The following is a 22,066-nucleotide window of genomic DNA, read 5'->3' as shown; positions in this document are numbered from 1 at the left end:
CAGGTCCGGGGCGGGCGGTTCGGTCAACCGGAAGCTGGCCCGGACCGGGTTGCCGACCGCGTCGCGCTGCCAGGCCTCCAACCCGGCACGGAGCGCCGCGCGGTCGGCCGGGTCGACGGTGAACCCGCCCCGGGGGCCGGTGAGCGCGGTCGACCAGGCTGCGACCGAGTCGCGCCGCCCGGTGCCGGGCAGCCGCAGACCGTCCAGGGCGGTCCGGGCGGCGGCGTCGGTGAGCGCGTCCAGCGCGTCGGCGACCACGTCGGCCGGGCCCGGTCCACCGTCGGCCCCCTGTCCCGGCCGGATCGACGGGCCACCGGCGGACCGGGTGCCCTCGGTGACCCGTCTCGCCGGGCTCGTCCGACGGGCGGCGACGACCGGCCCGGCGGCGCGCGCCGACGGCGGCAGGGCCAGCGTGAGGGCGCGCGCCCAGCCGGCGTCCACGCCGGTGAGCAGGGGATGCCAGCAGGCGACCGCCGTGCTGGTGAGGCCCCGGCCCGGCCGGTCGTCGTCGGCCACCACGGGCAGGACGCGACCCCGGGCCACCAGGTCGGTGGCGAAGGCGGCCAGCTCGGCGAGGTGCCGCAGTCCGGCCCCGGGCACTGCGGCGTACCCGTCGACACGGCGGAGCACGGCGAGGGCGTCGGGCGGGGCGTACGCCAGGATGGGCACCCGCCAGCGGGCCAGGGTGACCGCGCCGCGGGCCGGGTCCACGGCGGCGGTGCGGACCAGTTCCGGCGAGTCGAGCGGCGCGCCGCCCCGGGTGGGCAGGGTGAGCGCCACCGAATCGCGGCTGGCGGACGTGGCGGCCGGACCGAGCGCGTCGGTCAGCGCGGCGTGGTCGGCGGCGAAGGGATGCGGACGTTCCCGGGGCGGACGGCCGGCGCGACGGGGCGGACGCGCCGGAGCGGTGCTCTCCTCGGCCCAGAGGGCGAGCCCGACGCCGACCAGCCACACCCCGTGTACGACCAGCACACGTCCCCCCTCGTCTCGCCCCGGCACAGGATAGTGAGGCGGTACGGGATAGCGTCGGCACCGTGTCCGACCTTCTGGTGATCGGTGGTCTCGGGGTGGACGTGCGGGTACGGGTGCCCGCGCTGCCGCTGCCCGTGGTCGACTCCCTCCCGGTGGACCCGGTCGACCTGCGGATCGGCAACACCGGAGCGGGGATGGCGCTCGCCGCACACGCGCTCGGGCTGCGGGTGACCGTGGTCGACGTGGTCGGCGACGACCCAGCCGGCGACGTGGTCCGGGCGGCGCTGTCCCGCACGGGTGTGGCGACGGTGCTGCGGACGGCTCCGCAGGGCACCCGGCGCTCGGTGAACCTGGTCGACCCGGCCGGACGCCGCATGTCGCTGTACGACTCCCGCCCCTGGCAGGGGCCGCCCCCGTTCGCCCCCGACGAGCTGGCCGGACTGGTCGCCCGAGCGGCCCACGTACACCTGTCGATCATGGACTGGGCGCGCGACCTGCTGCCGACCCTGCGCGCCGCCCTCCCCGAGAACGTCCGGGTCTCGACGGACCTGCACGACTGGGACGGCCGGAACCCCTACCACCGGCCCTTCGCCGAGGCTGCCGACCTGGTCTTCGTCAGCGGGGTACGGCTGGGCGCGGTGGCGGCCGGGACCGCCGCCGGGCTGGCTCCCCGGACCGTGGTGGTCACCCACGGCGCGGACGGCGCGACGCTGCACCGCCCGGACCACCCACCCGTACACCTGCCGGCGGCGACACCACCCGCGCGGGTGGTGGACAGCAACGGCGCGGGGGACGCCTTCGCGGCCGGGTTCGTCGCCCGCCGGCTGCGCGGCGACACCCCGGAGGCAGCCGCCCGGTACGCGGCAGAGGTGGCGGCGGCGGCCTGCACCCACGACGGCATGGAGTACCCGTCGGGACTGCTCCCGCCGCCCTGAGCACCGTATCGGCGCGGCCGGTTCCGGCTCCGGACCACGTCGCCTGCCGGCCCGGTCGCGGTCACACCGCTCCGGTCGCCCCGTCGGTCAGTTCCCGCAGGATGTCGGCGTGGCCGGCGTGCCGGGCGGTCTCCTCGATCATGTGCACGTAGATCCAGCGCAGGTTCACCTCCCCGAGCTGCGGCTGCGGCACCACGTGGTCGAGGGGGAACCGGGCGGCGACCTCCCGGGACCGGGCGCAGGCCGCCTCGTACGCGGCGGCCAGCGCCTCCACGGTGTCCTCCGGGCCGACGCTGAAGCTCTGCCGGCCCGCCTCGGCGGAGAACACGTGCTCCTCGCCGGGTTCGGGGGCGAGCAGCCAGGGAAACCAGTTCGCCTCCACCATCGTCAGGTGCTTGACCACCCCGGCGACGGTCGTGTCGGAGGGCACCAGCCGGCGGGTCGCGTCGGCCGTGGTGAGGCCCCGCAGCTTCTTCAGCACGACCCCGCGGTGCAGGTCGAGGAAGGCCGCCAGCACGGCCCGCTCGTCGCCGGTACGGGCGATCACCGGAGCGAGGGTGGGATCGATGGACGGGTGGATCGAGGTCTCGGCCATGCGCCGACCGTAGTGGAGACGGCGGACACCCGGTGGCCCCTTTTCACGCTCCGGAAGCGCCACCTCCCCGCCCGGCACCCACCACACGACGTGCCCCGTCGGGTGCCGGTGGTCCCCCGTCACGGCATAGCCGTGCGGGTCGACCATGGTGGGTGCAGGATGGGGACCATGGCATCCACGGCAGAGATTCCCCTGGTGGGCGGCGCCTTCGACGGGGAGACCATCACCGTCGAACTGGACCCGAACGGCCGCCCGCCGTTGACCCACCACCACCTCGGCGCCGCCGGGCTGGCCGGCGCGGAGATCTACGAACTTGAGTCTGCCGAGGGCGAATCCGCGTGGCGCTACTGCTGGCGCGGCCCCGCCACCTGAGCCGGTCCTTCGCGTGGGCGCGGGGTGGGGGTGCGGGGCGGGGCGGGGGTGCGGTGGTAGCAGGGGTCCCCTCCTACCGTTTTCTGTCGAGGAAGGGCCCCCTGCACACACCTGCGCCGCGAAGCGGAGCGAGCCGGAACGACGCTCAGGCGGTGACCCGGGCGAGGGCGCGGGAGCGCAGGCCGTCCAGCACCGCCCGGGTCACGTGGGAGGTGCTCCGGGCCTGCTCGCACATCTCCGCCACCCGCAGGGAGACGGACTCGGCACGCCTGTCCCGTTCGTCCCAGAGCCGGTCGACCTCGGCCAGCAGCGGGCCCTCGACCTCCCGGGCCACCCCCTTGAGCGCCGGCACGCCGAGCCGCTGGGCCAGGTCGAAGACCTTCCCGGCGTAGGGCAGGGGCAGAAACGGGATGTTCGCCATCGCCGCGAAGATCAGGAAGTGCAGGCGCATCCCGACGGCCAGGTCGAAGTGCCGCATCAGCCCCAGCACCTGCGGCGGTGAGTAGTCCCCGTGCAGGATCCGGCCCCGGTCGGCGGCGGTCATGTGGGACATCACGCCGTGCGAGTGGCGGATGTCGTCGCGTTCCATCGGCACGAAGACCACGTCGGCGTCGATCCGGTGCACCAGGAAGTCGCCGACCTGGGCGAGCAGGCGGTGGTACGCGTCCACGTCCAGCCGTTCGGCGGCCCGGCCCGGTTCCCGCACACTCATCCCGACCAGCCGCTTGCCGTCCGGTACGCCCTCCTCGCGCAGGAGTCGGGCGGGGAAGTCCTCCGGTTGCAGCAGGAACGCCGGGTCGGCGGTGACCGTGATCGGGGTGAGCAGCCCCGCCTCCTCCAGGACCACCCGGGACTCCTCGTCCCGTACGGTCACCTCGGTGGCGCTGGTCAGCGTCTCGCGGACCATGCCGCAGTCCACGGCCTCGGTCAGTGGCCCGACTCCGACCGCGTACGTCAGCAGCGGCAGGCCGCGTTCCTGGGCGACCCGGACCACCCGCAGGTAGCGACGGGCCTCCCGGTCGTAGAGGATGCCACCGCCGCCGAGGATGAGCAGGTCGAGCCGGTCGAGGACCGCCGCCGAGTCGACCCGGCTGACCCCCTCCCAGGGCACCGCCTCCACCCCCGGATGATGCGCCAGGGTGTGCGTGGGGTTACGGGAGAAGACGACGATCCGGGCGTGCGGCTGCTGGTTGCGCAGGTCGGCCAGGAGAGCCGTCAGGATCGCCTCGTCCCCGAGGTTGCGCCCCCCGTACGAGCCCAGCACGCCGATGGTCAGCTCCCCCATGCCGCCCTCCCCCGCCGGTTCCCCACCGCCTACCCGTTGCTGCCCCGGCCATGCCTGGTCGCGGGTGCCGGTGCCCACCGCCGGAGCGACGGGTCGTACCACCCGCGGGAACCGGACGGCGACGGCCCGCCGGTCGCGATCGGCGCCAATCCGCTTGCCCGGCCGGGGCTGGCCCGGTCACCGTGGACCGATGAACGCCACCACGAACAGCCGGATCGGCTGGACCGATCTGCCCGCCGGGGTGCGGGTGGCGGTGGAGCGGATCATCGGGGGTGAGGTCGTGGCGGCGGTCTCCCAGCCGGGCGGCTTCTCCCCCGGCACCGCCGACCGGGTGCGTACCGCCGACGGCCACCGCGCCTTCGTCAAGGCGGTGGGCTCCGCCCAGAACGACCGCAGCCCCGACATGCACCGTCAGGAGCCCCGCAACGCCGCCGCCCTGCCGGGGCCCCTGCGCGCGGACACCCCTCGCCGCCGCAGACGGTTGCAGGGGCCCCTTCCTACCGCTTTTTGTCGAGCAGGGGTCCCCTGCAACCACCTCCGGCAGCCACAAGGGCACAGCCGGGCCGGTGACGCGGCACCGGCGGAGAGGATCAGCCGGGTGGGCGGATCGGGTGGGTGAGAAAGGGCAGCACGACCGCCGACAGTGCGGGTGAGCCGACGATGTCGTGGTGGGTGTGGCCGGGCAGGACGGCCAGGCGGGACGCGGGCCGGTCGGTGCCGTCCGGGCCGGCGTCCCGGTGACCACCGCCGACCAGGCCGAAGAACTCCACCATGTGGGTGGTCCGCACCGCGTCGGCGTCGGCGAAGACCAGCAGCGTCGGTACGGTCAGGGCGGCCACCTCGGCGGACCAGTCGTAGTCGCGCCGCAGCAGGGCACCGAGCTTCGTCCAGAGCACCGGCCAGTCCTGCGGTCGCGGCGCGACCCGCGCGTGGTGCGCGTACGTGGGTGACGCCCGCGCCTCGACGGCGGTCGCCTCCCCCATGGCCGCCATGCCGGTGAGCACCCGGGGGTACCACCCGTCGCGGCGGTACGGGACGGAGACGCAGACCAGCCGTCGGACCAGCCCCGGATCCTGGATGGCGACCCGGAGCGCGACCGCACCGCCGAGGGAGTACCCCAGGACGTCCGCGCCGGGCAGCCCGAGGTGGCGGAGCAGGGCGGCCACGTCGTCGGCCAGCGTCTCGTGGCGCAGGGGACGGTCCACGTCGGGCGTGCGTCCGTGCCCCTGGAGGTCGACGGTGATCACCCGACGGTGAAGGGTGAACGCCGGCAGGAGCGGGGCGAACATCTCCCCGGAGCCGATCCCACCGTGCAGCAGCACCAACGGCGGACCGGAGCCGTGCCCCTCGTGCCACAGGCGTACCCCGTTGACGTCGGCGTAGCTCATGGTCCCCTCCGGCTCGCGGATCGGTGGGCCCTCAGGGGGTTCCCCGCGACCGGCCGGTCAGTCCGGTCGGTAGCGGTAAACCGGTTGCCCGGATCCCACCGGATTGGCGCGCTCCGGGAGTACACCGATCGGGGAGAGTGGGGGTGACACGCCGTGAGCGGTCAACCGCCACGCCGGTGCGCGTTCCGGGTCCACTCGGCGCGGAGCAGCGCGTAGACGTACTCGTCCCGCCACTCCCCTTTGCCGAACGCGCACTCCCGGAAGTGCGCCTCCCGACGCATGCCCGGCCGCTCCATCAGCCGGGCCGACGCGATGTTCCGGGTGGCGCACCGGGCGACGATCCGGTGCAGGCCGAACGTCTCGAAGCCGTACCGGAGCATCGCGACGGCGGCCTCTGTCGCGTAGCGGTGACCCTGGTGACGGGGGTCGAGAACGTAACCCAACTCGCCCCGCCGGTGCGCGCGGCTGCGCCACACCAGTTCCACATGGCCCACCACCCGGCCGGTGTCCCGTCGGACGACCGCCAGGGTCAGGCAGTCGCCCTCGGCGCGGAGCCCGTCCTCGCGGACCATCTGCTCCACGGAGCGGCGGGACTGCTCCCGGTCGCGGGCGGACCAGGACATGAACCGGGCCACCTCCGGCCGGCGCTGGTAGGCCCAAACGTCGTCGAGGTCGGCCAGGGCGAAGGGACGCAGGACCAGACGCGCGGTGGAGAAGGGACCGACCACCCGTCGAGCCTATGCGCCGCGCCGGGAAGCCCTTCCCATATACGGCAGGGGATCTCCGGTGCGAGACTCGCCGGGGTCGGGAAACCGTAAGCCGAAAGGGAGATGCATGAGGCGGAAACGTCTCAGCGTGGTCGCCGCTCTGTCGATCGCCGTTGGTGGCGGGACGCTCGCCACGGCGAGCCCCGCACACGCCCACGGCACGTTCGGTCTGCTCTGCAACCTCAGCTCGGACGGATGGCTGTTCGCCTCGTACGACAGTTACGGAGGGGTCGGCTACCTGCGTACCCTGCACGCCGGTCGCGGGTTCCGCTACCACCTGTCGAGCATCCGGGACGTCCACGGTCGCATCTGGATCTTCGGTCATGGCGCCGAGGCGGACACCACGGACGGCTGGATCCTCGAAAGCCACGTGCACTGCGGCTGATGCCTGACCCGCTGTGGCCTCGCCGCAGCCAGCCCTCCGACTTGTCATGTCGGGACCGATGGACACAATCGGTGCGCTCGCAAGGCACCCAAACGAGAGGAAGCGCATGAAGCGCAATGTGGTAAGCGTGCTGGCGGTCATGACCGTCCTCGCCACCGGGACGGCAGTGGCGGCCACGCCGGCCGTCGCCAGCGACACCCCTGGTGACATCTGCGTGACCAACCAGTCCACCTGGCTGCGCGACCAGCCCTGGGGCAACGTCCTCCGTACCCTGAGCCCCGGACGGGGCTTCCGCGTGCACTCGATCTACGGCGGCAGTGACATCCAGACGTGGTACTACGGCCACGGGGCCGAGGCGCCGGGGCAGGACGGCTGGATCCCGGCCGCCAACTGCAACTGGTAGGTAGGGACCTCCGCCCCCTCACCGTCGTCTCGGCTGCTCGCAGGAGGCATCCTCGCTCGGGGTGCCTCCTCTGCGCTGTGTCGACGATGGGCAACACAGCCGGACCAGTGACCTCTCTGGCGTCACCTGTCAGCGAGGCCGCTCGACAGGCGTGCCGTTCGCGTTCATTCGGCTACCGAGGGCCGTTCGGGTCGGATATGGTCCGTTCGTCTGCGGTGCTTCGCCGCTGCGATTCTTCGGCGGTGCGCAGGAGGTTGCGGGCGGCGGTGACCACCGGACAGTCTGCGGTCCGGCAGATCGGGCAGCGTCCATCGGGTTCGGGTCGGTGGTCGCGGAGGAACGCTCGGGCGGTGAGGAGCAGCCGGATGCCGACCTGTTGCCCTACGCCGGTTCGGCTACGGACGCCCACCTCGGAGCTTTGCCACCCACACTGCTCTACGGCGCGACAAGCGGATCTCGCCGCCCGCAACAGCGCCACCTACAACGCGCCGGGCATTACTCGGTCGAGGCTTGCCGATTCGAGTAGGCGAGTACTGTCTGTGCGACTAAGGCTGACCAACCCAGGCCGATCAACCTCTGTTTTCGCAGGTAGAGGGGGGTGTGTGGGCGCGGCAGGTTTCGAACCTGCGACCCCTCGCTTGTAAGGCGAGTGCTCTCCCACTGAGCTACGCGCCCGGACGCCCGTACGGCAGGCCGGTGGCTGGCAGCTTACCTGCCGGCCACCGGCCCGGTCGAACCGTATGCCGGGTGGGATCAGGCGGCGGCGGTCTCCGCCAGCGCCTTGCGCCAACCCTGCTGGTCGCGGGCCTCACCGGGCATGTTCATCTCGGCGAAGCGGACCACACCGGCCTTGTCGATCACGAAGGTGCCCCGGTTGGCGATGCCGGCGACCTCGTTGAAGACCCCGTACGCCTGGGCGACCGCCCCGTGCGGCCAGAAGTCGGCCAGCAGCGGGAATTGGTACCCCTCCTTCTCGGCCCAGATCTTGTGCGCGTAGACCGAGTCGACGCTCACCGTGAGGACCTGGACGTCGTCGTTGACGTACTCGTTGAGGTTGTCCCGCACCTCGCAGAGTTCGCCCTGGCAGATGCCGGTGAAGGCGAGCGGGTAGAAGACCAGCAGCACGGCGCGCTTGCCGCGGAAGTCCGAGAGGCGGACCTCCTGGTTGTTCTGGTCCTTGAGCACGAAGTCCGGCGCCTCGGCGCCAACCTCGATCGGCATACAAGCTCCTTGGTTAGTCAGGGGTGGGACCAGCCTGCCACACCGGTGGCGGAACTGTGTTACTTCTTGCTCTTGGACCCACGTCGCGGAACGAGACGGGCACCGCTCCAGTCCCGGCCGGCGTTGACGGTCGACGTCTGCTGGAGGCCGGCGGTCTGGGCGGACTCGGCGACCTCACTCGGCTCGGCGTGCCCCTCCCGCCCGGCCTTGGGCGTCAGCAGCCAGACGACACCGTTGTCGGCCAGCGGGCCGAGGGCGTCGACGAGGAGCTCGAAGAGGTCACCGTCGCCGTCCCGGTACCACACCAGCACCGCGTCGACCACCTCGTCGGTGTCCTCGTCGACCAGCTCTCCACAGCGGTCGGTAAGGGCGTCCCGGAGATCGTGGTCGACGTCCTCGTCGTACCCCATCTCCATGACGACCATCCCCGGCTCGATCCCGAACCGGTCCGCCAGGCTGCGTACCCCGTCGGCGGCCTGACCAGCGGTCGCGCTCACTGTCGCGTGCCTCCTCATCTCATCGCTGCTCCCGGCATCTCCTCCGACACCGTTAGGCAAAGTCCACACACTCGAGCCCTCCGGCGCAAGTGGCGCACCGGGTGGAACGGAATTTACCGCGCCAGCAGCGTACGGGCACCCTGGGTAATGGCTTCCTCCGACACCAGGACCTGCCGCGCGGCCGGACCTAACGGCACAAAAGAGTCGACTGCGGCAACTCTCCGGGCAGAACCGACATAACCGCCGTCGACCAGGGCCGCGATCACCCCCTCGCCGACCCCGCCGGAGCGCCTCGTCTCGTCCACCACCAGCACCCGACCGGTTGACGAGGCCTCCCGGACGATGTCCGGCACGGGCAGCGGCGCGAGCCAGCGCAGGTCCACCACCCGGCTGCCGACCCCCTCGGCGGCGAGGTGGGCCGCCGCGCGCAGGGACATCCGAACGCCGTTACCGAACGTGATGATGGTGATGTCCTCGGCGGATCCGACGCCGTACACCCGGGCCCGGCCGATCGGCACGTGCGCGCCGGCCCAGCCGCCCGGCCCCTGGTACGGGTCGAGCCACTCACCGTCGCCCTCGGCGTAGAGGTCCCGGGTGTGGTAGAGCGCGATCGGCTCCAGGAAGACGCAGACACTGCCGTCCACCGCCGCGCTGGCCAGGCAGGAGCGCAACATCGGCGCGGCGTCGTCGGCCCGCGCCGGGACCGCGACCACCAGACCGGGCACGTCCCGCAGTACGGCCACCGAGTTGTCGTTGTGGAGGTGCCCGCCGAGTCCCTCCTGGTACGCCAGCCCCGCCACCCGGACCACCAGCGGGTTGCGGAAGGCCCCCTTCGAGAAGAACTGCGTGGTGGCGGCCTCACCGCGCAGCTGGTCCTCGGCGTGGTGCAGGTTCGCGAGGTGCTGGATCTCGGGCACCGGCAGCATCCCGGCCATCCCCGCGCCGAGGCCGAGCCCCAGCACCGAGGTCTCGTCGAGAAGCGTGTCGAACACCCGCGATACGCCGAACCGGTCGCGCAACCCCCTGGTCACCCCGTACACCCCGCCCTTGGCGGCCACGTCCTGGCCGAAGACGGCCATCTCGGGGTGGTCGAGCATGCCGTCGGCGAGTGCGGCGTTGACGCTCTGCGCGAGGGTGAGCGGCCCGGCCAGCTCGGGGAGCTTCCCGTCGAACGCGGCAGCCCGGGCCGCCGCTCCGGGGCCGCTGGCCCGCGCGGCGGCGTCCGCGATCGCCCGGGCCACCCTGAGCGGCCGGCGGGGCGCGAGCGGGGCGACGACGTCGGCCGCCGAGGCGAGCTTCGGCTCGGCGAGGACCTCCTCGGCCGCATTGCGGACCTCCCAGCCGATCTCGTCGTACCGGGCGATCAGTTCGGCGGGATCGGCGAGGCCGGCGGAGACGAGCAGCCGCGCGGTGGCCAGCACCGGGTCCCGGTCCAGGTCGGCGGCGATCTCGTCGGTGCTGCGGTACGCGGCCTCGTCGTCCGGTCCGGCATGTCCCATCAGCCGGACGGTGTCCAGGTGCAGCACGGCCGGACGCCGGTGCCGGCGCACCCAGGCCACCGCCTCGGCCGCCCCCTCGTACGCCGCCACCAGGTCGCACCCGTCCGCCCCGAAGTAGCGGATTCCCGGCCGGGACCGGAGCATCGCCTCCGCCCAGCCCTTCGGGGAGCGGACGCTGAGGCCGAGCCCGTTGTCCTCGCAGACGAACAGCACGGGGACCCGCAGCCCGGTGTGGTCGCACCAGCCGGCGGTGTTGAGCGCGGCGGTGGCGCTGGCGTGGTTGATCGAGGCGTCGCCGAAGGAGCAGACCACCAGCGCGTCGGACGGCCACGCCGGTCGGCCGACACCCACGCCGCCGGCCCGCCGGCCGATGCCGTCGAGCCGGCGCAGCCGTTCCAGCGCCAGCCCCATACCGACCGCGCGGGGCAGGTGGGAGGCGATGGTCGAGCTGGTCGGAACGATGGCCAGGTCGGCCCGGCCGAACACCTTGTGCCGGCCGCCGGTGATGGGATCCTCGGCGGAGGCGACCACGCCACGCAGCACGTCCCGCACCGCACCGGCGTACGGGTCCCGCGTCGCGCCGTCACCGCCACCGTCGTCCGCCGCCGCGGCGTCCGCGTCGGTCTGCCCGGTCGGGAGGACCTGGGCGGCGGCCCGGACGCAGTAGAACGCGCCGGAGCGGTGGTGCAGCAGCGCCGGGTCGGTGGGGCGGAGCGCCGCGGCCACCGCCGCGTTGCCCTCGTGCCCGGCGGAGCCGATCGTGTGGTAGCCCTCACCGAAGCTGCGCAGCCAACGCGCCGCCAGGTCGAGCTGCCGGCTGGTGACCTGCGCGTCGAAGAGTTCCAGCGCTCGCGTCCCGGTCAGCGTGGCGCCGTCCCGGACGGGTTGGTCCGGGTCCCGTCGCTGCGCCGCACCGGCCAACGCGGCCAGGCTCTCCCGGAACCGGTCGTCGAGATCTTGCGGGGTGGTCACGTCGGACAGCATTACCGACAACGGCCGACCCTGCCCAGTCGGACACGGACCCGACGGCGGGGATCACCCGGCCGTCAAGGCCAGCTGGGCGGCGATTCCGGCCCTGGCCCGCGCGTTCCGACCGGTCAGCCGGGTGCCGCCCTGCGGCGGAGTGCAGCTGCCGGAGACCTTTTGCACGAGTCCGCACAGCGCGGCCAGTTCCTCGGTGCCGAGGTCGGCGAGCAGTCGGGAGTCCGACAGCACCTGGTGCACCCGGACGCGCACCTGTCGGCCCGCCTCGGTCACCACCAGGGTCTTGAGCCGCCGGTCGGCGGGGTCGACGCGGCGCTCGACCAGCCCGGCCCGTTCCAACTTGTCGACCAGGGCGGTCAGGTTGGAACGGTCGCAGCGGAGCTGTTCGGCGAGGTCCCGGGCGGACACGGGGTGGTCGGGGTCGAGTTCGTACAACGCTCGGGCGACCGCCGGGGTGAGGCCCAACTCCGCGATGTCGACGTCCTGGCAGTGACGGATCGCCGAGGCGAGGTGCATGATCCGGCGCACCGCGTCCCCGGCGAGCCCCGCGCGGTCGCCGAGAGTGGCGGAGGTCACGGCGCCCTGAGTCAGGTCTTACATCCTACGGCTCGATCATCCACCGGCATCGTTTAGCTGTATGGTTTATTCAGAACTTTCTGAACGGATGGAACAGTGATCGAACCCCTGATCGAACTGCCACCCCGACGCCGGTACGCCGAGGACGCCGCCGTCGTCCTCGCCGGCATGGGACTGCCCCCCGCGTACGGGAAACTGCTCGGCTGGCTGCTGGTCTGCGACCCGCCGTGGCAGACCAGCGCCCAGCTCGGCAACGGCCTCGGGCTCTCCAAGGGTTCGGTGAGCACCGGCATGCGGATGCTGGAGAGCAGCGGGCTCGCCCGACGGGTGCCGGTGCCCGGGCACCGGGGCCATGCCTACGAGATCCAGCCCGACGCGATCATCCGGATCGCCGCCGAGCCGACCAAGTTCCGGGCGTTCCGGAAGCTGATGGAGCGTGGGCTCGACCTGGTCGGCGACCCGGACGCACCGGGCGCGGAACGCCTGCGCGTGATGCGCGACTTCTACGCCTTCATCGAGCGCGAACTACCCGCGCTCGTCACCCGTTTCCAGGCGGAACGACTGCGGAAGGGAGAGGCCGATGGATGAGTCGGCCATCAGCACCGAGGCCCTGGTCAAGACGTACGGCCGCAGCCGCGGCCTGACCGGGCTGGACCTGCGGGTCGAACGCGGCGAGGTCTACGGCTTCCTCGGCCCCAACGGCGCCGGGAAGTCCACCACCATCCGACTGCTACTCGACCTGATCCGTCCCACCAGCGGCCGGGTGACCGTGCTCGACGTCGATCCCCGCCGGGACGGCGTGGCGCTGCGTCGGCGGGTCGGTTACCTGGCCGGTGACTTCACCGTGGACGGTCGGCAGACCGCGCGGGAGCTGCTGACCTACCTCGGCAACCTGCGCGGCGGCGTGCCGGCGGCACGGATCACCGAACTGGCCGACCGGCTCGACCTGGACCTCAACCGACGGATCCGGGCGCTGAGCAAGGGCAACCGGCAGAAGGTCGGGGTGATCCAGGCGTTCATGCACACGCCCGAGCTGCTCATCCTCGACGAGCCGACCAGCGGCCTGGACCCGTTCCTCCAGCAGGAGTTCGTGGCGATGGTCCGCCAGGCCCGTACCGCCGGCCAGACCGTCTTCATGTCCTCGCACGTGATGAGCGAGGTGCAGCAGACCGCCGACCGGGTGGGCATCATCCGCGAGGGCCGGATGGTCACCGTGGAACGCGTCGAAGAGCTGCGGGAACGGGCGGTACGGCACGTCGAGATCCACTTCGCCGACCCGGTCGCGGCCGGGGAGTTCGCCGCGCTGCCCGGGGTGAGCGAGGTGACCGTCACCGGATCGACCCTGCGCTGCCGGCTGGACGGCAGGGCGGACGCCCTGGTCAAGGCCGCCGCCGGGCACACCGTGGTGAGCCTGCTCTCCGAGGAACCCGACCTGGAGGAGCTGTTCTTCGGCTACTACGCCCGCGAGGAGGCCCCGCATGTTGCTGCGTGACCCGTTCACCAAGGCGCTCCACGACGCCCGCCGCTCGCTGCTCGGCTGGGCCTTGGCGATCGTCGCGGTGGGCACGATGTACGCCTCCTTCTGGCCGACCATGCAGAGCCCCGAGATGGCCGAGGCGATGGCCGCCTACCCGGAGGGGCTGCTGGAGGCGTTCAACTACCGCGACCTGACCAGCGCGGCCGGCTACCTGGGCAGCGCCGTCTACGGTCTCCTGATCCCTCTGCTGGTGGCCGTCCTGGCGATCGCCGGCGGCACCCGCGCCGTCGCCGGGGACGAGGAGGCCGGCACCCTCGACCTGGTGCTGGCCCACCCGGTCGGCCGGGTCCGGCTGGCCCTGCACCGCTTCGCCGCGCTCGCCGTCGGGGTGGTCGGGGTGGTCGTCCTGCTCGGGCTGGCGATGGTCGCGCTGAGCGGGGCGGTGGAGTTCGCCGGGGTCACCTCCGCGGGCTTCGCCGCGATGACCCTGCACCTGGCCCTGTTCGGGGTGACGTTCGCGGCGCTGGCCTTCGCGGTCGGCGCGGCCACCGGTCGGCGCGTCGCCGCACTCGGCACCGCTGCCGGGGTGGCCGTGCTCGGTTACCTGGCCAACTCGGTCCTGCCCCAGGTCGACGGGCTGGGCTGGGCCCGGGAGGTGTCGCCGTTCCACTGGTACCTCGGCGGCGACCCACTGGTAGAGGGCGTGCAGCCCGCCGGCGCACTCGCCCTGCTCGGCACCACCGCCGTCCTGGTGGCCCTCGGGACCTGGCGCTTCACCCGCCGCGACCTGGCCACCTGAGATGGCCCGCCCTGACCCGGCCACCTGAGATGGGGCGGAGGAGCCCCGGACGCTCACCCGGGGCTCCTCCGCGATCCTGCGGGTCAGTCGCGCCAGCCGGCGAGGTCGACGCCCTTGGCCACCTCCACCCGGAAGCCCAGGGTCACCTCGCCGGTGCCGCCCGGCGCGAGCCGCAGCCGCCAGGTCAGCTCACCGAGTTCCGTACGCTCGTCCGGGGTCGGGTCGAGCCGCGCCTCACGGACCACCACGCCCTCGTCCCGGGAGACCGGCAGCTGGTCCCGTACGGTCACCGTCGCCACGCGCGGCGTGTGGTTGGCGACGGTGACCACGTACTCCACGTCCCGGCGCCGCGTCGAGCCCAGCGTGGCGCGGGTGTCGCTGCGCCGGGTCAGCTTCCGTTCCACCCGCACCCGGTCGTCCACGCCGAGCGCCAGCTCGGTCTCCTCGCCCGGTGCCCAGGCCCGCAACCGGGTGCTGCCGACGAAGTCGGCGCCGTGGAAGATCGCCGCCGGGCCGGGCAGGAGGGTGTGCGTGGAGGTGTTGCGGACGGTCGCCCGCAGGTAGGCCGTGGGCTCGCGGACCGGCGCGGTGACGTGGTCCAGCGTCGCCGGCAGGTCCAGCACCGCGACCGTCGCCCGGTGCGCGGTGCCGTCGGCCGGCACCGCGACCGGTCGGGCCGGCCGGTACGTCGCGGCGGCGAGCCCCTGCTCCACCTCGGCGACGCTCTGCCGCACCGGGGCGGACCGGGCCGTGCCGGCCCGGGCGGATTCCGCCGCGCCGAACGCCCCGGGCGGCGCGGCGGGCTTCGGGAGCCCACCGCCGGGCATCGCCGCCATCGGCATCGGCGGCGGGGGCAGCGGCCGGACCCGGTCCAGGTACCAGGGCGACAACTCGGGCACGGTCGCCGTCACCGCCGGTCGGGCGGTGGAGAGTTCGAGCCGGCACTCCGGCCAGTCCTCGCCGGTCTCCTGGCTGACCAGCCCGAACCAGGTCAACGTGACCACCTCGTCGACCAGCCGCAGGTCGTACGAGGGTTGCCAGCGGGCGCCGTCCACCACGTACGTCAGCTCCAGCTCCAGATCGGCGACGGAGGCGGCCGTGGACCCGGCGGCGGTGGGGGTGGTCTCGCGGGTGGTCTCGGCGGTGACCTGGACGGTCACCTCGGCGAACAGGCGGTCCGGCGCCCGCTTGGCGCGTACCTCCTGGAGTTGCCGGTCGACGACGGCGAGCGACTCGGACACGTCGGTCCGCCGCCGGGCCAGCTCCCGCTTCCGTTCGTGCCCGGCGGTGAGCTGCCCGGCGACCTGGTCGGCGAAGGCGACGGCGTCCGCCGGGGCCGCGTCACCGCTGGCCAGTGCCCGGGCGTACGTCCCACCGGCGCGCTGGGACAGCAGGGTGAGGAACTCCGCGCGCTGGGCCTCGACGGCGTCCGCGCCGTCCAGCGCGGCCAGTTCGTCGGTGAGCGCCCGACGGCGCTGCTCCAGCTCGGCGGCCTGCTCGTCGGTGCTCCGCGACTGGTGCCGGGTGACCAGGTCGACCCCGAGGACGGTGGCGGGCCCCCGGCCCCCGACCCGCAGTGAGTCGCGGCGCAGGCCGAGCGGGAGTGGCCCGATCCGCAGCCGGTGCTCACCGGCGTCCAGGGGGACGGTGCCGCGCCGGGTCACCCGGGCCCGGTCGGCGTAGACGGTCACCGCGGCGATGGGTGCGTCGACGTTCTCTGCCTTCATCGGCGCGAGCGTAGTCGCGTTCCGCACCCCGGCCGCACCCCGCACCGGAGGAGGCAGGTCAGCCGGGGAGGAAGGAGAAGCGGACCTGCCGGGTCGGGTTGTCGCCGTTGGTGTCGACCAGACAGATCGACTGCCAGGTGCCGAGGGCGAGCCGGCCACCGAGCACCGGCACCGTCGCGTACGGCGGGACGAACGCCGGGAGCACGTGGTCCCGGCCGTGCCCGGGTGACCCGTGCCGGTGCCGCCACCGGTCGTCGGTGGGCAGCAGGTCGTCGAGTGCGCCGAGCAGGTCGTCGTCGGATCCGGAGCCGGTCTCGATGATCGCCAGCCCGGCGGTCGCGTGCGGCACGAAGACGTGCAGCAGTCCGTCGCCCTGACCGGAGACGAACCGCTCGGCCTCGGCGGTGATGTCCCGGACGGTGGGCCGGGAACCGGTCTGGACCGTGATCACCTCACTGCGCATACGCCGATTCTGCCGCAGCCCGCGCGGCCCGGGGCGGGTCCGTGGAGTCGCCCCGCGGCGGGTCCGTGGAGTCAGCCCGCGGCGGGTCCGTGGAGTCAGTAGCTGTCGCCGCCGCCCGACCAGCCACCGCTGTCGCCGCCACCCGACCAGCCGCCCCCGGAGGAGCCGCTGTCACCGCCACCCGACCAGCCGCTTCCGGAGGAGCCGCTGTCGGAGCCACTGTGGTGGGCACCGTCCGAGGCGCCCGGGTGGCCGCTGGAGGGGCTCCGGTGGGAATGGTCGGTGTCGGCGGGGCCGTACCACCCGACGTCCCCGGTCGGGGCGGCGTACGGCTGTCCGGCGGCGACCACGTACCCGCCGCGCGGCCAGCGGGCACCGGGCCGCGACCGACGGGGATCGGCCAGCAGCCGGATGCCCACCCCGCCCAGCACCAGCCCGAGGAACGCGAACGGCGCCAGGGCGCCGTTGCCACCGAGCATGCCGAGAACCGTCACCATCAGGGTGAGGCCACCGACCAGGACGAGGGCACCGGCCAGAGCACGTCGGATCGTCATGCGCCCACGGTAGGAACGGCAGGCAAGCCATCCAGCGCGGACACCGCCGGGGCGGGGCCGTCGGCCGACGCTCGGGGCATGGACCGGGGCCCGGCCGCCGGCTCGGGAAGCGTACCTCCGGCCAGGCGGGCGAGCGGTCGCGACCCGCTCGAAAGTTACTGGCCGGTATCTGTGTTCAGCGTCGCGTCTCGGGGAGACAGACGTGACGAGGGACGCCACCAGAGGGCAGGATGATGCTAGAGACCTATCCCACACACAACTGAGGGAACGCCTGTGGCCACGGAACGCAAGCGCCCGGTGATCACCGCCGGTCTGCCGAGCCAGCTTCCGGACATCGACCCTGACGAAACCAGCGAATGGGTCGAGTCGCTCGACGGTGTCATCGACGAGCGCGGGAACAAGCGCGCGCGCTACGTCATGCTGCGCCTGCTGGAGCGGGCCCGCGAGCGTCAGGTGGGGGTGCCGTCGCTGACCACCACCGACTACATCAACACCATTCCGCCGGAGCGCGAGCCGTGGTTCCCGGGTGACGAGCACGTCGAACGGCGGATCCGGGCGTACATCCGGTGGAACGCGGCGATGCTGGTGCACCGGGCGCAGCGCCCCGAGATCGGCGTGGGCGGGCACATCTCCACCTTCGCCAGCTCCGCCTCGCTCTACGAGGTCGGCTTCAACCACTTCTTCCGGGGCAAGGACCACCCGGGTGGCGGCGACCACATCTTCTACCAGGGGCACGCCTCCCCGGGCATGTACGCGCGCGCGTACCTGGAGGGGCGGCTGAGCGACGACCAGCTCGACGGCTTCCGCCAGGAGCTGTCCCACCCCGGTGGCGGGCTGCCGTCGTACCCGCACCCCCGGCTGATGCCGGACTTCTGGGAGTTCCCGACGGTCTCCATGGGTCTCGGCCCGCTGAACGCGATCTACCAGGCCCGGTTCAACCGCTACCTGCACCACCGGGGCATCAAGGACACCAGCCAGCAGCACGTCTGGGCGTTCCTCGGTGACGGCGAGATGGACGAGGTGGAGTCGCTCGGCGCGATCGGCGTGGCCGCCCGCGAGGAGCTGGACAACCTCACCTTCGTGATCAACTGCAACCTCCAGCGGCTGGACGGACCGGTCCGGGGCAACGGCAAGGTCATGCAGGAGCTGGAGGCGTTCTTCCGGGGCGCCGGCTGGAACGTGATCAAGGTCGTCTGGGGTCGGGAGTGGGACCCGCTGCTCGCCGCGGACACCGACGGCGCGCTGGTCAACCTGATGAACACCACCCCGGACGGCGACTACCAGACCTACAAGGCGGAGTCCGGGGCGTACGTGCGGGAGCACTTCTTCGGCCGCGACGCGCGGACCCGCAAGATGGTCGAGCACCTCTCCGACGACGAGATCTGGAACCTCAAGCGGGGCGGGCACGACTACCGCAAGCTCTACGCGGCGTACAAGGCGGCGATGGAGCACACCGGGCAGCCGACGGTCATCCTGGCCAAGACGATCAAGGGCTGGACGCTGGGCTCGCACTTCGAGGGGCGTAACGCCACCCACCAGATGAAGAAGCTGACGCTGGAGGACTTGAAGACCTTCCGCGACCGGCTCTACCTGGACATCCCGGACAAGGCGCTGGAGGAGAACCCGTACCTCCCGCCGTACTACCGGCCCGACGACTCCTCCGAGGAGATGTCGTACCTCAAGGAGCGGCGTCAGCAACTCGGCGGCTACCTGCCGTCCCGCCGGACGGAGCAGAAGTCCCTGGCCATCCCGGGCAGCGAGCGGTTCGCCGACGTCAAGCGTGGGTCCGGCAAGCAGAAGGTGGCCACCACGATGGCCTTCGTCCGGCTGCTCAGGGACATCATGAAGGACACAGAGTTCGGCAGGCGCTGGGTGCCGATCATCCCGGACGAGGCCCGCACCTTCGGGATGGACTCCCTCTTCCCGACGCAGAAAATCTACTCGCCGCACGGGCAGAAGTACACCTCGGTCGACCGGGAGCTGTTCCTGTCGTACAAGGAGTCGACCACCGGGCAGATCCTGCACGAGGGGATCAACGAGGCCGGTTCGGTGGCGTCGTTCACCGCGGCCGGCTCCGCGTACGCCACGCACGGCGAGCCGATGATCCCGCTGTACATCTTCTACTCGATGTTCGGGTTCCAGCGCACCGGCGACGGGTTCTGGGCGGCGGCCGACCAGATGGCCCGGGGCTTCGTGCTCGGCGCGACCGCCGGGCGGACCACGCTCAACGGTGAGGGCCTCCAGCACGAGGACGGTCACTCGCACCTGATCGCCGCCACCAACCCGGCGGTGGTCGCGTACGACCCGGCGTTCGCGTTCGAGATCGCGCACATCGTCGAGAACGGCCTGCACCGCATGTACGGCGAGGCGCAGGAGAACGTCTTCTACTACCTGACCATCTACAACGAGCCGATCCTCCAGCCGGCCGAACCCTCCGACGTGGACGTCGAGGGGCTGCTCAGGGGGATCTACCGTTACTCTCCCGCGCCCTCGGTGAACTCCCACGGCGAGGCCCCCCGGGCGAACATCCTGGCCTCGGGCACGGGCATGCAGTGGGCGCTGAAGGCCCAGCAGCTGCTCGCCCAGGACTGGGGGGTGGCCGCCGACGTCTGGTCGGTGACCTCCTGGACGGAGCTGCGCCGCGACGCGGTGGAGTGCGAGGAGCACAACCTGCTCGACCCGGGCGGGGATCAGCGGGTGCCGTACATCCAGCAGAAGCTGGCCGACGCCCAGGGGCCGAAGGTCGCGGTCAGCGACTGGATGCGCGCCGTACCGGACCTGATCTCCCGCTGGGTACCGGGCGACTACACCTCGCTGGGCACCGACGGGTTCGGCATGTCGGACACCCGGCACGCGCTGCGCCGGCACTTCCACGTCGACGCCGAGTCGGTGGCCGTGGCGACGCTGCGGCAGCTGGCGCTGCGCGGTGCGGTGCCGGCCGAGGTCCCGGCCGAGGCGGCCCGCAAGTACGCGATCGGAGACGTCAACGCCGCGCCGGTCGGTGAGACCGGCGGCGACTCCTGACCGACACGTACGACGGGAAGGGCCCGGCGTGGTGGAGACCGCGCCGGGCCCTTCCCGGTCCACGCCGGGCACCCCCCACCAGTGACGGCGAACGACGGTGGCCCGGGGTCCCTGGCGGGGACGCCGGGCCACCGTCGTCGCGGGTGACGCCGGGATCGGGCCCGACTCAGCCGACGGCGGCCAGGTCGGTCAGCCGGGCGAGCGAATCCTCCAGGTCGGCGCCGACCCGACGCAGGCCGAGCCGGAGCAGGGCCGCCTTGACCGGACCGGCCGGCCAGCGGACGACGATGAGGCGGACGACCGTGCCGCCCTCCTCCTCGTCGGCGGTGAGCTGGACGTAGATCTCGGTGCGCGCCTCCGCCCGGGCACCGGCGCCCTTGGCCCGTTCCCGCCAACCGATGAGGTTGGGTTCCTGGAAGGCGATCACCTCCGCCTCGTGCGCCGCGCCGCGCCCGGCCTGGACCAGTTGCCGGCGACCGTAGCCCTCTCCCGAGAGCACCTCGGCCGCTCGTACGCCGGCCAGCCAGGCCGGCAACTGCTCGGCCCGCTGCACCACGTCCCAGACCGCTTCCACCGGCGCCGCCACGTGCGCACTGCGTTCCACGAGGATCATCTCTGTCTTCCCCCACTGAGGACATCCCACGATATTCCGCACTCTATGCGCCAAAACGGACAGATGTGGACGGGTTTGGAAAAGACACGCCGAAATCCCTTGACGAAAACGTCCCGGCACCCCATGGCGCATCCCCGCGCGGCGATCTAGAGTCCTGAATACGTTTCACGTTGCGTGGAGGGTGCATGCAGACGCCCGTGTTCCCCGCCGGCTTCCGTTGGGGAGTGTCCACCTCGGCCTACCAGGTCGAGGGCGCCGCCGACACCGACGGTCGCGGCCCGTCGATCTGGGACACCTTCGCCCACCGGCCGGGACGGATCGCCGACGGCAGCAGCGGGGACGTCGCCTGCGACCATTACCACCGGTACGCCGAGGACGTCGCCCTGATGGCCGGGCTCGGCATCTCCGCGTACCGGTTCTCGGTCGCCTGGCCCCGGGTGCAGCCATCCGGTTCCGGCCCGGCCTCGCCGCGCGGCCTGGACTTCTACGACCGCCTGGTGGACGCGCTGCTGGCCCGGGACATCGACCCGGTCGCCACCCTCTACCACTGGGACCTGCCGCAGCCTGTCGAGGACGCGGGCGGCTGGCTGCACCGGGACAGTGCCGGACGCTTCGCCGAGTACGCCGACCTGGTCGCCGCCCGCCTCGGCGACCGGGTACGCCTCTGGATCACGCTCAACGAACCGTTCGTGCACATGAGCTTCGGCTACGGCCTGGGCACCCACGCCCCCGGCCGGCAGCTCCTCGTCGACGCCGTACCGGCCGCCCACCACCAGCTCCTCGGGCACGGCCTGGCCGTCGCCGCCCTGCGCACCCGGACGACCAGCCCGGTCGCCCTTACCAACAACTACGCGCCGGTGCGGGTCCTCGGCGACACCGACGCCGACCGGGCCGCCGGGGAGGCGTACGACGCGCTGCACAACCGGCTGTTCACCGACCCGGTGCTCGGCCTCGGCTACCCGCCCGGTCTCGACCCCGGGCCGGAGGTCGTCCGCGACGGGGACCTGGCGACCATCGTCGCGCCGATCGACGTGCTCGGCGTCAACTACTACAACCCGACCGCCGTCCGCGCCCCCGAGGAGGGCTCGCCGCTGCCGTTCGAGCTGGCCGAGCTGGACGGGTACCCGCGCACCGCCTTCGACTGGCCGGTGGTCCCGGAGGGGTTGCGCGAGTTGCTGGTCGGCCTGCGTGACCGGTACGGCGACGCACTGCCCCCGATCGAGATCACCGAGAGCGGCTGCGCGTACGACGACGAACCCGACGCCGACGGGCGGGTGCACGACCCGGAGCGGATCGCCTACCTGGACGGTCACCTGCGCGCGCTCCGGGCCGCCGTCGACGAGGGCGTGGACGTGCGCGGCTACTTCGTCTGGTCGCTGCTGGACAACTGGGAGTGGGCGGAGGGCTTCACCAAGCGGTTCGGCCTGGTGCACGTCGACGCCGACACCCTCGCGCGCACCCCGAAGTCGTCGTACGCCTGGTACCGGGACGTGATCGCCCGCAGCCGACGACACGGGGCGTGACCCGGTG

20 protein-coding genes, 1 tRNA gene and 3 pseudogenes are annotated in these 22,066 nt (G+C 72.7%); 10 read left to right on the top strand and 14 right to left on the bottom strand.

The window, feature by feature from the left end; genetic code table 11:
- Window positions 1-362: 362 nt before the first annotated feature.
- Window positions 363-972, bottom strand: a pseudogene (locus GA0074694_RS34245) (ATP-dependent helicase); the annotation flags it as partial.
- 62 nt (window positions 973-1,034) lie between these two features.
- On the opposite strand from GA0074694_RS34245, the gene GA0074694_RS17030 reads away from it, so the two are divergent.
- Window positions 1,035-1,907, top strand: coding sequence for a carbohydrate kinase family protein (locus tag GA0074694_RS17030; RefSeq protein WP_091459626.1), 873 nt, complete (start codon window positions 1,035-1,037; stop codon window positions 1,905-1,907).
- Between the two features lie 61 nt (window positions 1,908-1,968).
- On the opposite strand, the gene GA0074694_RS17025 is transcribed toward GA0074694_RS17030, so the two are convergent.
- Complete coding sequence (locus GA0074694_RS17025) at window positions 1,969-2,454, bottom strand: DinB family protein (RefSeq protein ID WP_425413659.1); 486 nt, start codon at window positions 2,452-2,454, stop codon at window positions 1,969-1,971.
- Window positions 2,455-2,670: 216 nt separating this feature from the next.
- On the opposite strand from GA0074694_RS17025, the gene GA0074694_RS17020 reads away from it, so the two are divergent.
- Window positions 2,671-2,874, top strand: coding sequence for a hypothetical protein (locus tag GA0074694_RS17020; protein ID WP_091459625.1), 204 nt, complete (start codon window positions 2,671-2,673; stop codon window positions 2,872-2,874).
- A gap of 145 nt (window positions 2,875-3,019) precedes the next feature.
- Here the strand turns inward: GA0074694_RS17020 and GA0074694_RS17015 are convergent, their stop codons facing one another.
- A complete protein-coding gene (locus tag GA0074694_RS17015; protein WP_091459624.1) occupies window positions 3,020-4,159 on the bottom strand; it encodes a polysaccharide pyruvyl transferase family protein in 1,140 nt (379 codons plus the stop codon).
- 190 nt (window positions 4,160-4,349) lie between these two features.
- Here GA0074694_RS17015 and GA0074694_RS32965 point away from each other — a divergent pair.
- Window positions 4,350-4,616 (top strand): annotated as a pseudogene (locus GA0074694_RS32965) (aminoglycoside phosphotransferase family protein); the annotation flags it as partial.
- 133 nt (window positions 4,617-4,749) lie between these two features.
- Here GA0074694_RS32965 and GA0074694_RS17005 read toward each other — a convergent pair.
- Window positions 4,750-5,547 (bottom strand): alpha/beta fold hydrolase, encoded by a 798-nt coding sequence (locus GA0074694_RS17005; protein WP_091459623.1) that lies wholly within the window; start codon window positions 5,545-5,547, stop codon window positions 4,750-4,752.
- 161 nt (window positions 5,548-5,708) lie between these two features.
- A complete protein-coding gene (locus GA0074694_RS17000) occupies window positions 5,709-6,275 on the bottom strand; it encodes a GNAT family N-acetyltransferase (protein WP_091459622.1) in 567 nt (188 codons plus the stop codon).
- 106 nt (window positions 6,276-6,381) lie between these two features.
- Between GA0074694_RS17000 and GA0074694_RS16995 the strand changes: the two genes are divergently transcribed.
- Both GA0074694_RS16995 and GA0074694_RS16990 read left to right on the top strand, forming a co-directional pair.
- Window positions 6,382-6,699: a hypothetical protein gene (locus GA0074694_RS16995; protein WP_141714178.1), complete on the top strand. Its 318-nt coding sequence runs from the start codon at window positions 6,382-6,384 to the stop codon at window positions 6,697-6,699.
- A gap of 106 nt (window positions 6,700-6,805) precedes the next feature.
- Entirely contained in the window at window positions 6,806-7,102 is a 297-nt protein-coding gene (locus tag GA0074694_RS16990) for a hypothetical protein (RefSeq protein WP_141714176.1), read from the top strand.
- Window positions 7,103-7,705: 603 nt separating this feature from the next.
- Here GA0074694_RS16990 and GA0074694_RS16980 read toward each other — a convergent pair.
- The 5 genes and pseudogenes from GA0074694_RS16980 to GA0074694_RS16960 form a co-directional block, all read right to left on the bottom strand.
- A tRNA-Val gene (locus GA0074694_RS16980) sits at window positions 7,706-7,777 on the bottom strand.
- A gap of 78 nt (window positions 7,778-7,855) precedes the next feature.
- Complete coding sequence (locus GA0074694_RS16975; protein ID WP_091459618.1) at window positions 7,856-8,323, bottom strand: peroxiredoxin; 468 nt, start codon at window positions 8,321-8,323, stop codon at window positions 7,856-7,858.
- Between the two features lie 59 nt (window positions 8,324-8,382).
- Window positions 8,383-8,820, bottom strand: a complete 438-nt coding sequence (locus tag GA0074694_RS16970; protein ID WP_091459617.1) for a DUF3052 domain-containing protein — start codon at window positions 8,818-8,820, stop codon at window positions 8,383-8,385.
- A gap of 113 nt (window positions 8,821-8,933) precedes the next feature.
- Window positions 8,934-11,303: a thiamine pyrophosphate-dependent enzyme gene (locus tag GA0074694_RS16965; RefSeq protein WP_091459616.1), complete on the bottom strand. Its 2,370-nt coding sequence runs from the start codon at window positions 11,301-11,303 to the stop codon at window positions 8,934-8,936.
- Window positions 11,304-11,438: 135 nt separating this feature from the next.
- Window positions 11,439-11,819, bottom strand: a pseudogene (locus GA0074694_RS16960) (MarR family winged helix-turn-helix transcriptional regulator); the annotation flags it as partial.
- A gap of 228 nt (window positions 11,820-12,047) precedes the next feature.
- Between GA0074694_RS16960 and GA0074694_RS16955 the strand changes: the two are divergent.
- From GA0074694_RS16955 to GA0074694_RS16945, 3 genes are read left to right on the top strand one after another with little or no spacing between them, the layout of a single operon-like run.
- Window positions 12,048-12,467: a GbsR/MarR family transcriptional regulator gene (locus GA0074694_RS16955; protein ID WP_091463327.1), complete on the top strand. Its 420-nt coding sequence runs from the start codon at window positions 12,048-12,050 to the stop codon at window positions 12,465-12,467.
- Window positions 12,460-13,371 carry an ABC transporter ATP-binding protein gene (locus tag GA0074694_RS16950; protein WP_091459615.1) on the top strand — a complete coding sequence of 304 codons (912 nt, stop codon included), beginning with the start codon at window positions 12,460-12,462 and terminating at the stop codon, window positions 13,369-13,371. The genes GA0074694_RS16955 and GA0074694_RS16950 overlap by 8 nt, the downstream gene beginning before the upstream one ends.
- Window positions 13,358-14,155 (top strand): ABC transporter permease subunit, encoded by a 798-nt coding sequence (locus tag GA0074694_RS16945; RefSeq protein WP_091459614.1) that lies wholly within the window; start codon window positions 13,358-13,360, stop codon window positions 14,153-14,155. Before GA0074694_RS16950 ends, GA0074694_RS16945 begins: the two co-directional genes overlap by 14 nt.
- Window positions 14,156-14,238: 83 nt before the next feature.
- On the opposite strand, the gene GA0074694_RS16940 is transcribed toward GA0074694_RS16945, so the two are convergent.
- From GA0074694_RS16940 to GA0074694_RS16930, 3 genes are all read right to left on the bottom strand, one after another.
- The gene (locus GA0074694_RS16940) at window positions 14,239-15,882 is read right to left on the bottom strand and encodes a DUF4139 domain-containing protein (RefSeq protein WP_091459613.1); all 1,644 of its coding nucleotides are present in this window, start codon (window positions 15,880-15,882) and stop codon (window positions 14,239-14,241) included.
- A gap of 58 nt (window positions 15,883-15,940) precedes the next feature.
- The gene (locus tag GA0074694_RS16935) at window positions 15,941-16,345 is read right to left on the bottom strand and encodes a YjbQ family protein (RefSeq protein WP_091459612.1); all 405 of its coding nucleotides are present in this window, start codon (window positions 16,343-16,345) and stop codon (window positions 15,941-15,943) included.
- A 95-nt stretch (window positions 16,346-16,440) separates the two neighbouring features.
- Entirely contained in the window at window positions 16,441-16,899 is a 459-nt protein-coding gene (locus GA0074694_RS16930) for a hypothetical protein (protein WP_091459611.1), read from the bottom strand.
- 273 nt (window positions 16,900-17,172) lie between these two features.
- On the opposite strand from GA0074694_RS16930, the gene aceE reads away from it, so the two are divergent.
- A complete protein-coding gene (gene aceE, locus GA0074694_RS16925) occupies window positions 17,173-19,923 on the top strand; it encodes a pyruvate dehydrogenase (acetyl-transferring), homodimeric type (RefSeq protein WP_091459610.1) in 2,751 nt (916 codons plus the stop codon).
- 166 nt (window positions 19,924-20,089) lie between these two features.
- On the opposite strand, the gene GA0074694_RS16920 is transcribed toward aceE, so the two are convergent.
- Entirely contained in the window at window positions 20,090-20,536 is a 447-nt protein-coding gene (locus tag GA0074694_RS16920) for an SRPBCC family protein (RefSeq protein WP_091459609.1), read from the bottom strand.
- Between the two features lie 185 nt (window positions 20,537-20,721).
- On the opposite strand from GA0074694_RS16920, the gene GA0074694_RS16915 reads away from it, so the two are divergent.
- On the top strand, window positions 20,722-22,059 hold the full coding sequence (locus GA0074694_RS16915) for a GH1 family beta-glucosidase (protein WP_091459608.1): 1,338 nt from the start codon (window positions 20,722-20,724) through the stop codon (window positions 22,057-22,059).
- Window positions 22,060-22,066 lie beyond the last annotated feature (7 nt).

It is taken from the genome of Micromonospora inyonensis, assembly GCF_900091415.1.
In the GTDB taxonomy this organism is placed as follows: Bacteria; Actinomycetota; Actinomycetes; order Mycobacteriales; family Micromonosporaceae; genus Micromonospora; species Micromonospora inyonensis.
The sequence above is the reverse complement of the archived record's forward strand: the minus strand, read 5'-3'. Positions and strand labels throughout refer to the sequence as shown.

Bases quoted from the DNA above. Each gene is read 5' to 3' on its own strand.
- GA0074694_RS16935 (WP_091459612.1), bottom strand. From the start codon at position 16,345: ATGCGCAGTGAGGTGATCACGGTCCAGACCGGTTCCCGGCCCACCGTC.
- GA0074694_RS16930 (WP_091459611.1), bottom strand. From the start codon at position 16,899: ATGACGATCCGACGTGCTCTGGCCGGTGCCCTCGTCCTGGTCGGTGGC.
- GA0074694_RS16950 (WP_091459615.1), top strand. From the start codon at position 12,460: ATGGATGAGTCGGCCATCAGCACCGAGGCCCTGGTCAAGACGTACGGC.
- GA0074694_RS16965 (WP_091459616.1), bottom strand. From the start codon at position 11,303: ATGCTGTCCGACGTGACCACCCCGCAAGATCTCGACGACCGGTTCCGG.
- GA0074694_RS16990 (WP_141714176.1), top strand. From the start codon at position 6,806: ATGAAGCGCAATGTGGTAAGCGTGCTGGCGGTCATGACCGTCCTCGCC.
- GA0074694_RS16995 (WP_141714178.1), top strand. From the start codon at position 6,382: ATGAGGCGGAAACGTCTCAGCGTGGTCGCCGCTCTGTCGATCGCCGTT.
- GA0074694_RS16920 (WP_091459609.1), bottom strand. From the start codon at position 20,536: ATGATCCTCGTGGAACGCAGTGCGCACGTGGCGGCGCCGGTGGAAGCG.
- GA0074694_RS17005 (WP_091459623.1), bottom strand. From the start codon at position 5,547: ATGAGCTACGCCGACGTCAACGGGGTACGCCTGTGGCACGAGGGGCAC.
- GA0074694_RS16975 (WP_091459618.1), bottom strand. From the start codon at position 8,323: ATGCCGATCGAGGTTGGCGCCGAGGCGCCGGACTTCGTGCTCAAGGAC.
- GA0074694_RS16955 (WP_091463327.1), top strand. From the start codon at position 12,048: ATGGGACTGCCCCCCGCGTACGGGAAACTGCTCGGCTGGCTGCTGGTC.
- GA0074694_RS17020 (WP_091459625.1), top strand. From the start codon at position 2,671: ATGGCATCCACGGCAGAGATTCCCCTGGTGGGCGGCGCCTTCGACGGG.
- GA0074694_RS16940 (WP_091459613.1), bottom strand. From the start codon at position 15,882: ATGAAGGCAGAGAACGTCGACGCACCCATCGCCGCGGTGACCGTCTAC.
- GA0074694_RS16945 (WP_091459614.1), top strand. From the start codon at position 13,358: ATGTTGCTGCGTGACCCGTTCACCAAGGCGCTCCACGACGCCCGCCGC.
- GA0074694_RS16915 (WP_091459608.1), top strand. From the start codon at position 20,722: ATGCAGACGCCCGTGTTCCCCGCCGGCTTCCGTTGGGGAGTGTCCACC.
- GA0074694_RS17015 (WP_091459624.1), bottom strand. From the start codon at position 4,159: ATGGGGGAGCTGACCATCGGCGTGCTGGGCTCGTACGGGGGGCGCAAC.